Raw genomic sequence first — 8,728 nt, 5'->3', positions numbered from 1 at the left:
AGGCCGATGGGCACTTTCCAGGATAGAACCTCCATGGACCGCATCCTGTTCGCCGTCTTCACCCACGAAAACAAGTCACAGGGCGTCAGTACCCTCTTCCTCCTGACACACAACAATTGACGTTACCGCGCCTGAATTCGGGAGTATGCAGTGAGAATTCTTGGAAACCCGGAGCGTGGCGCAGCTTGATCGAAACGCAGGAATTCTAGAGCGAGATTCGTTTGGGCTCGACCGCCAATCCCATTCGATCGTCATGGTCCGCGAAGGCGGACCATCCACGAATTTGCATCCGCTGCCCGCTGTTGTCTTGAGAGGTCGGGACTTGCGCCACGAAACTCGTGGACGGTCCGCCTTCGCGGACCATGACGAGAGTTAGTAAGCAACCTGCAGCCATCGCGCGCTAGAGCCGGCGGAACCGAAAGAAGTGCGGCACGCGCTCGGCGTCGCGGGCCTTCTTCTCGTAGCGCGTCTCGATGGAATCCGTGGGACGGTCCTGCCAATCGACCGGCGACTGCGCCACCCATTGGAATGCCGGGTGCACCGGGACCTGCTGCAAGGTCCATTCGATGTAGGTGGGATCGTCGCTGGCAATCCGGAGCTCGCCGCCGGGTTCGATCAGTTCGGCGAGGCGGTCGAGGTTGTCGCGGTTGACGAAACGACGCTTCGCGGTGCGGCGCTTCGGCCAGGGATCGGGGAACAGCAGGAAGACGCGGTCGAGACTGCGCGGCTGCAATGCCGTCAGCAGCAGCCGCGCATCCTCGGGATGAATGCGCACGTTGTCCAGATGGCGTTCGGCGATGTGGCTCAAGCAGGAAGCGATGCCGGCCTCGAACACCTCGCAACCGAGGAAGCCGATGCCGGGGTGCTCCTCGGCCTGGTGCGCCAGATGCTCGCCGCCGCCGAAGCCGATCTCCAGCCAGACCGCGCGCTTGCGCGGCTCGAACAGGGCCGCGGGATCGAGCGTTCCGGGAGCGCCCAGCGGGATGGTGAGGCGCGGCAGCAGTTCGTCAAAAAGAAACTGCCGCCCCTTGCGGAGCGGCCGTCCCTTGCGTCGACCGTAGAACTGGAATGCCTGGCGCTGCTTCAGAGCGTCAGCCATGACCCTCTTAGGCGAGCGCGGATTTGAGATTCGCGACCAGGTCGGTCTTCTCCCAGGAGAAGCCGCCGTCCGCTTCCGGCTTGCGGCCGAAATGGCCGTAGGCGGAGGTCCGCGCGTAGATCGGCTTGTTGAGGCCGAGATGGTTGCGGATGCCGCGCGGCGAGAGGTCCATCACCTCGGCCAGCGTCTTCTCGATCTTGGCTTCGTCGACCTTGGCCGTCCCGTAGGTGTCGACATAGATCGACAGCGGCTTGGAGACGCCGATCGCATAGGCGAGCTGGATGGTGCAGCGATCCGCCAAGCCGGCGGCGACCACGTTCTTCGCCAGATAGCGCGCGGCATAGGCGGCCGAGCGGTCGACCTTGGTCGGGTCCTTGCCGGAGAAGGCGCCGCCGCCATGCGGGGCCGCGCCGCCGTAAGTGTCGACGATGATCTTGCGGCCGGTGAGGCCGGCATCGCCATCCGGACCGCCGACCACAAAGCGGCCGGTCGGGTTCACGTAGAATTCTTCTTCCGAGCACATCCAGCCGTTCGGCAGCACCTGGTTCACATAGGGACGCACGATCTCGCGCACCTGCTCCTGGTCTAGCGCTTCGCCGTGCTGGGTCGAGACCACGACCGAGGTCGCCTTGACCGGCTTGCCGTTCTGATAGAGCAGGGTCACCTGGCTCTTCGCATCGGGGCCGAGGCCCTTCTCCTTGCCGGAGCGGCGCGCCTCGGAGAGCAGCTTCAGGATGCGGTGCGAATAGTAGATTGGCGCCGGCATCAGCTCTTCGGTCTCGTTGCAGGCATAGCCGAACATGATGCCCTGGTCGCCGGCACCCTCGTCCTTGTTGCCCGCGGCATCTACGCCCTGCGCGATGTCGGCCGACTGCGAATGCACGTAGCACTCGATGTCCGCCTTCTGCCAGTGGAAGCCTTCCTGCTCGTAGCCGATGTCCTTGATCGCAGCCCGGGCGGTTTCCTTCAGCTTGTCATGGGTGATCGAAGCGGGACCGCGCACTTCGCCCGCCAGCACCACCTTGTTGGTGGTGCAGAGCGTCTCGACTGCCACGCGGGCCTGCGGATCGGCGCCGAGATAGAGGTCAACGATGGCATCGGAGATCCGGTCACTGACCTTGTCCGGGTGACCTTCGGAAACGCTTTCGCTGGTAAACAGGTAGGAGGATCTCGTCACGCCAAATACCCCGCTAAAAAAGGGAAGGAGAATTTCGAATGGCCCCGGCTATTTAGCCAAGCCGGCGCGTGGAATCGAAGGCGCCCAGTTTTTGGGCGCGCGGATCATGGTGGAGGCCCGGACCGCGGTCAAGCGCGTTCTGCTGCGCCGCAACCGGGCAAAAACTTAAGGGGTTCCGGTGGTTAGCTGAACCGTCCAGCGAGACGGGGCGTTTCCCGTCGGGCGGCGGCCTCAGTCCTCGTCCTGCAGGCCGCGGGCAATCGACTTGATCAGCTCGAACAGCCGCTTCCTCAGCGCCGCGTCGGTGATCCGGTAATAGGCGCGGACCAGTTCCAGGGTCTCGCGCTTGGCCATCGGGTCCGGCTCGTATTCGACGGTCGGCGGATGGGCCAGGCCCATGAGCCGGCTCGGGCTCTTGTCCTGCACGCCGCCCGGCATCTCGTCGAAGAAATAGGCGATCGGCACGTCGAGCACGCGCGACAGATCGAACAGGCGGCTGGAGCCGACGCGGTTCGCGCCGCGCTCGTATTTCTGCACCTGCTGGAAGGTGAGGCCGATCGCCTCGCCGAGCTTCTCCTGGCTCAAGCCCAGCAAGGTGCGGCGCAAGCGGATCCGGGTGCCGACATGGACGTCGATCGGATTGGGGAAGCCCTTGCTGGCCATCCGGCCCGAGGACTTCCGACCGCGCGCCGTCTTACGCTTTTCCATCTGCTTCGCCATAGCCTGATGCGATTCCCATCCGCCAGCGCACTGTTACGCGCCGTCACCTATAGACATACAACCTTATGCAGTCAACGCAGGATTGCACATCGCAACGTGTGATTCGTGACCTGAATCAATTCGACGCGAACAACCGGGATGAGAGACTTATCACAGGCTATGAGATCGAAGGCTTGCGCACGCGAAACAGGATAGGAATGAGCGCGAGGACAATCAACGGCAGCACGGTGAACAATCCGAAGCGTGCGAAGGGCGTCGGCTCGAGCGCCGGCGGAACGGTCGCGTCGATCACCGCCTCGACCACCAGGTTGGAGCGAGTCTCGACACGGCCGTAAGCATCGATCACGCCGGAGATTCCGGTGTTGGCCGCGCGCAGCATCGGAATACCTTCCTCGACGCTGCGAAAGCGCGCCGTCGCAAAGTGCTGCGATGGTCCGGTACTGGTTCCGAACCATCCGTCATTGGTCACGTTGACGAGGAGTGCGGGACGGTCCTGGGGATCGACCACCGCGCCGGGGAAGATCACTTCGTAGCAGATCAACGGACTGAACGGCGGCAGCGCGGATGTATGCAGCGTGCGCGGGCCCGGACCCGGGGTGAAATTCATCGAGCCCGGCGTGAGCTTGTTGATGAAGGGGAAAATCCCACGCAATGGGACATACTCGCCGAGCGGAACCAGATGGAACTTGTCGGCCGTTCCTAGGATTTGGCCTCCGCCATCCAGGACCGCGAAGGAGTTCCAGATCTCGGTGAGCGGGCCGTCCAGCGGTTCGCCGCGCGGCACGCCTGTCAGGAGAATCCCCTCAGGCGGCACCGCCTGGGACAGGATGCGGCGAAGACCCGCATCGCGCTCGAGCAGGTAGTTGGCGGCGGTCTCCGGCCAGATCACTGCCTTCACCTTGTCGAAACCCGGCGTCTCCAAGCTGAGACGCATCAGCGTCCGGATCTGGTCCGGCCGCGTGTCGCGGTCGAGCTTCATGGTCTGCGCGATGTTGGGCTGGACCAGGCGAATGCGAAGCGCGGCCGGATCGGAGTCCGCCGCTGTTGGAATGGCGTTGGAAAGTCGCCAGAAGCCGCCCAGATAGAGTGCGCCGAGCACCAGCGCCATGCCGATCGCGGCGGCGCGCGCGGCGCGCCGGTCCATCAACACGAACAACGCCGGCAAGGCGAGGGCGAAGACGGTGACGAGGCTCAAGCCCCAGGCACCCCAAAGCGCAGCGGACTGCATCATCGCGTCGCTGCCGCTCCAGATATAGGCGGCGAGATCCCAGGGATAGCCGGTCAGCACATGGCCGCGCAGCCATTCGGCGATGGTCCAGAAGGCGGCGAAGGCGGCGATGCCGGCGACCGAGAGCCGCTGCGGAAGAAGGCGAAAGGCCAGCGTCGCCAGCGCGGGATAGAGCGCCAGGTAGGCGGCGAGCCCGCCCAGGACCGGCGGGATCATCCAGCCGAAGCGCTCGGCATCGACCAGGAAGGATTCAGCGATCCAATAGCTGTTGACCGCGAAATGCCCGAGGCCCCACCACCAGCCGAGGGCGAAACCCGTGCGCCGCGTGGGCGCTTCGGCGGCGAGCCAGACCAGGCCGGAAATGCCGAGCGCGAAAGCGGGCACGAAATTGAGCGGCGCGAAAGCGAGGCCGGCAATCGCGCCGAGCACCGCGGCCAGACCATAGGCGCGCCAGCCGGAAATCGCGCCGAGGCTTCGCGCCGGGCGCGATTGCGGCGACCCGGTCATTTCACGCGCGAGCATCGGCTATTCCTTGTCCCGATCGGGCTTGGGCGGCGCGTTGCGCACGCGCAGGCGCTTGATGCGCCGGGGATCCGCGTCCAGCACCTCGAAGGCGATGCCGGACGGATGCGTGACGAGTTCGCCGCGCGCCGGCACCCGGTCGGTCAGCGACATGACCAGGCCGCCCAAAGTGTCGATGTCGGCCTCGCGTTCCTCCTCGGTCAGGATCGGGCCGACCCGCGCCTCGAAATCGCTGATCGTGGTGCGCGCGTTGGCGATCAAGGTGCCGTCGGGCCGCTCGACCAGGTTGGGCCCGCGCACCACGTCATGCTCGTCCTCGATCTCGCCGATGATCTGCTCGACCAGGTCCTCGATGGTGACCAGGCCGTCGGTGCCGCCGAACTCGTCGACCACCAGGACCATATGCGCGCGGGCGAGGCGCATCTGCAGCAGCAGGTCCAGGAGCCGCACCGAGGGCGCCACGAAGACCGGCTCGCGCAGCATGCGCTTCAGCTGGAACTTCTCCGGCTCGAAGATCGACGGCAACGCATCCTTGATGTGGACGATGCCGATGATGTCGTCGAGATTCTCGCTGTAGACCGGCAGCCGCGAATGGCCGAACTCCCGGACGGTCTGGATGAGTCCCCTGAGGTCGACGTCCTCGGCCACCGCCTTGATGTCGGCGCGCGGCACCATCACGTCATAGGCGGTCAATTCGCCGAACTTGAGGACGTTCAGCAGCAGGTCGGATTCGCTGGTGTCGAGCGCGGCCTCGCCGGGCTCGGCCTCCTCGCTCTCCTCGATCAGTTCCTCGATCGCGTCGCGCAAATCGGTTTCGCCGCCGCGCCGCCGCCAGAGGCGGAACAGGTTCTTCAGCGACTTGCGGGATTTCGCTTCTTCGCCCCGTTCGGGGCCGGGCGGCTCGCTGCGCGCGCCGCGCGTGGCGGGGGCGTCGGTCATGGCCGTCGACTACTTCGCATCCGCATGGGGATCGGGCCGGTAAGGATCGGCGATGCCGAGCGCGGCCAAGGCCTTGCGCTCGATCGCCTCCATCTCTTCGGCGTCTGGATCGGCTTCATGGTCGTATCCTAGCAGGTGCAGCACGGCATGCACCATAAGATGCGCGACATGATCCTGAAGCGATTTCCCCTGCGCCTTGGCTTCGCGTTTGACCGTTCCAAGCGCCATGGCGACGTCGCCCAGCCGGCGCCGCTTGCCTTCGTTCGCCTCGCCCGACGGGAAGGAAAGCACGTTGGTCGGCTTGTCCTTGCCGCGATAGGTCCTGTTCAGCTTCCGCATCGCGCGGTCGTCCATCAGCGCGACGGCGACGACCGGCGTCCAGGTCGCCCGCGACCGCCGCAGGCGGCGCACTTCGGAAACCGCGGCCTGCGCCGCACGGCGCAGCAGCGGCAGCGGCTCGGCGATCGCCTCGCTCCAGGCGCCGTGCTCGACGATGACGGAGACCGCAACCTTGGATGCTGCGCGCGGCATCGGCGGAAGTTCAGTCGCGACCCGATGCGGGCTTCTTCGCCTCGCGGTCGCGCTTGTCATAGGCATGCACGATCTTCGCGACCAGGTGATGGCGCACGACGTCGACCTCGGTGAACTGGGTCACGCCGATGTCCGGCACGTCGCCGATCGCCTCGAGCGCATCCTTCAACCCGGACTTGGTGCCGGCGGGGAGATCGATCTGCGAGAGATCGCCGGTCACCACCATGCGCGAATTCTCGCCCAGGCGGGTCAGGAACATCTTCATCTGCATCGCCGAGGTGTTCTGCGCCTCGTCGAGGATGACGAAGGAATGCGCGAGCGTGCGGCCGCGCATGAAGGCCAGCGGCGCGATCTCGATGTCGCCGGAGGAAAGGCGCTTCATCACCTGCTCGGCCGGCAGCATGTCGTAGAGCGCGTCGTAGAGCGGGCGGAGATAGGGATCGACCTTCTCGCGCAAGTCGCCCGGCAGGAAGCCCAGCCGCTCGCCGGCCTCCACCGCCGGCCGGGACAGCACGATGCGATCGACCGCGCCCTTGGTCAGCATGGCGACGGCGACGGCGACGGCGAGATAGGTCTTGCCGGTGCCGGCGGGCCCGAGGCCGAACACCAGCTCCTTCTCGTGCAGCATGCGCATGTAGCGCGCCTGCATCGCCGAGCGCGGCGTGATGTGGCGGCGCTGGGTGCGGATCGCGGTGCCGTCCTTGGCATCGGCGCCGAACAGGTTCGGCTCCAGGCCGTCGTCCTGGCGGGCGAGCCGCATCGCGGCATCGACCTCGCCGCGGTTGACCTCGAGGCCGCGCTTCAGCCGCTGGTAGAGACCGGTCAGCACCGCGCGCGCGATGGTGACTGCCTCGGCCGGGCCGGAGATCGCGATCTGGTTGCCGCGCGAGACCAGGCTGACGCCGAGTTCCTTCTCGATCCTCGCCAGATTCTGGTCATGCTCGCCGAACAACAGCGGCAGCAGGCGGTTGTCGTCGAATTGCATATGGGCTGGGCCGGAAGTGACGGGCGCGTCCAAGCTCAAGCGCTAGCCTCCATGAGTGGGGCCTCCTGGCCGCGCGGCGAGAAATTCGCCGGCGGGATTTCGATCTCTCCACGCAGACTGAATCGGCCGAGGTCGGTGATCCGCGCCTCGACCACGCGGCCGATCTCACCGGGCGCGGCCTCGACATGCACGGCCTGGGCATAGGGCGACTTGCCGACCAGCTGGCCGTCGCGCCGGCCGGGCTTCTCCAGCAGCACCGGCAGGACCCGCCCCAAGGCGGCGCGGTTGAAGTCCTGCTGCTGCGCGTTCAGCACCGCCTGCAGCTCCTGCAGCCGTTGATCCTGCTCGGCTTCCGGCACCTGCAGGTCCATCGACGCCGCCGGCGTGCCGGGGCGCGGGCTGTATTTGAAGGAATAGGCCATCGCGAACTCGACTTCATTGACCAGCGCCATGGTCGCGGCGAAGTCCTTCGCGCTTTCGCCGGGGAAGCCGATGATGAAGTCGGAGGAGAAGGCGATGTCGCTCCGCGCCGCGCGCAGCTTCTCGACGATGCGGCGATAGAGATCGACGCCGTGCTGGCGGTTCATCGCTTCCAGCACGCGGTCCGAGCCCGACTGAACGGGGAGATGCAGGAAAGGCATCAGCGCCGGGACGTCGCCATGCGCGGCGATGAGATCGTCATCCATGTCGCGCGGGTGCGAGGTCGTGTAGCGGATGCGGGCGAGATCCGGGATGCGATCGGCGAGCGCGCGGACCAGGCGCGCGAGCGACCAGGTCGATCCATCGTCGGCCTCGCCGTGATAGGCGTTGACGTTCTGGCCGAGCAAGGTGATCTCGCGCGCACCGGCGGCGACCAGCGCCCGCGCTTCGTCGAGGATGCGCGCGACCGGCCGCGAGAACTCGGCGCCGCGGGTATAGGGCACGACGCAGAAGGTGCAGAACTTGTCGCAGCCTTCCTGGATCGCCAGGAAGGCGCTGACCGGAGACTCGCTGGCGAGCGGGAGGAAGTCGAATTTCGATTCCGCCGGAAACTCGGTGTCGAGCAGGCCGGCGCCGCGCGCGGGGAGGTCGCTGCGCCATTGTTTCGCCGCATGCGCCCGCGTGGCGCGCGCCACCATTTCCGGCAGGCGGTGATAGGTCTGCGGCCCGAGCACGATATCGACGTCGGGCGCGCGGCGGATGATCTCGGCGCCCTCGGCCTGGGCGACGCAGCCGGCGACCGCGACGATCACATCCTCGGCGCCGCGCTCGCGCCGGTCGGCGCGCAGGCGGCCCAGTTCCGAGAACACCTTTTCGGACGCCTTCTCGCGGATGTGGCAGGTATTGAGGATGACCATGTCGGCCTCGCCCGCATCCTCGGTCGGGGCATAGCCGAGCGGCGCCAGCAACTCCGCCATCCGGGCGGAGTCATAGACGTTCATCTGGCAGCCATAGGTCTTTATGAAAAGCTTCTTCGCCAACGGCTTAGAACTCACTCCGGGCGATTCGGCAAGGCGGCGTTTCCCATGACCCTGAACCTAGCATGGC

8 protein-coding genes are annotated in these 8,728 nt (G+C 66.2%); all 8 read right to left on the bottom strand.

Annotated features, from left to right (window positions below; translation table 11 throughout):
• Window positions 1-400: 400 nt before the first annotated feature.
• Window positions 401-1,099 (bottom strand): tRNA (guanosine(46)-N7)-methyltransferase TrmB, encoded by a 699-nt coding sequence (trmB, locus tag ACH2CY_RS12970; protein WP_395019630.1) that lies wholly within the window; start codon window positions 1,097-1,099, stop codon window positions 401-403.
• A 7-nt stretch (window positions 1,100-1,106) separates the two neighbouring features.
• Window positions 1,107-2,276, bottom strand: a complete 1,170-nt coding sequence (gene metK, locus ACH2CY_RS12965; protein ID WP_395019629.1) for a methionine adenosyltransferase — start codon at window positions 2,274-2,276, stop codon at window positions 1,107-1,109.
• Between the two features lie 231 nt (window positions 2,277-2,507).
• Window positions 2,508-2,984, bottom strand: coding sequence for a helix-turn-helix domain-containing protein (locus ACH2CY_RS12960; protein WP_395019626.1), 477 nt, complete (start codon window positions 2,982-2,984; stop codon window positions 2,508-2,510).
• Between the two features lie 169 nt (window positions 2,985-3,153).
• Window positions 3,154-4,746 carry an apolipoprotein N-acyltransferase gene (gene lnt / locus ACH2CY_RS12955; RefSeq protein ID WP_395019624.1) on the bottom strand — a complete coding sequence of 531 codons (1,593 nt, stop codon included), beginning with the start codon at window positions 4,744-4,746 and terminating at the stop codon, window positions 3,154-3,156.
• A gap of 3 nt (window positions 4,747-4,749) precedes the next feature.
• Window positions 4,750-5,685, bottom strand: a complete 936-nt coding sequence (locus ACH2CY_RS12950) for a hemolysin family protein (RefSeq protein WP_395019622.1) — start codon at window positions 5,683-5,685, stop codon at window positions 4,750-4,752.
• A 9-nt stretch (window positions 5,686-5,694) separates the two neighbouring features.
• Window positions 5,695-6,216 carry an rRNA maturation RNase YbeY gene (gene ybeY, locus ACH2CY_RS12945; protein WP_395019621.1) on the bottom strand — a complete coding sequence of 174 codons (522 nt, stop codon included), beginning with the start codon at window positions 6,214-6,216 and terminating at the stop codon, window positions 5,695-5,697.
• Window positions 6,217-6,226: 10 nt separating this feature from the next.
• Window positions 6,227-7,201, bottom strand: a complete 975-nt coding sequence (locus ACH2CY_RS12940; protein WP_395019638.1) for a PhoH family protein — start codon at window positions 7,199-7,201, stop codon at window positions 6,227-6,229.
• 35 nt (window positions 7,202-7,236) lie between these two features.
• Window positions 7,237-8,661, bottom strand: coding sequence for a tRNA (N6-isopentenyl adenosine(37)-C2)-methylthiotransferase MiaB (miaB, locus tag ACH2CY_RS12935; RefSeq protein WP_395019619.1), 1,425 nt, complete (start codon window positions 8,659-8,661; stop codon window positions 7,237-7,239).
• Window positions 8,662-8,728: the final 67 nt, after the last annotated feature.

The sequence above is a fragment of the Dongia sp. genome, from assembly GCF_041905885.1.
GTDB lineage: Bacteria > Pseudomonadota > Alphaproteobacteria > Dongiales > Dongiaceae > Dongia.
The sequence above is the reverse complement of the archived record's forward strand: the minus strand, read 5'-3'. Positions and strand labels throughout refer to the sequence as shown.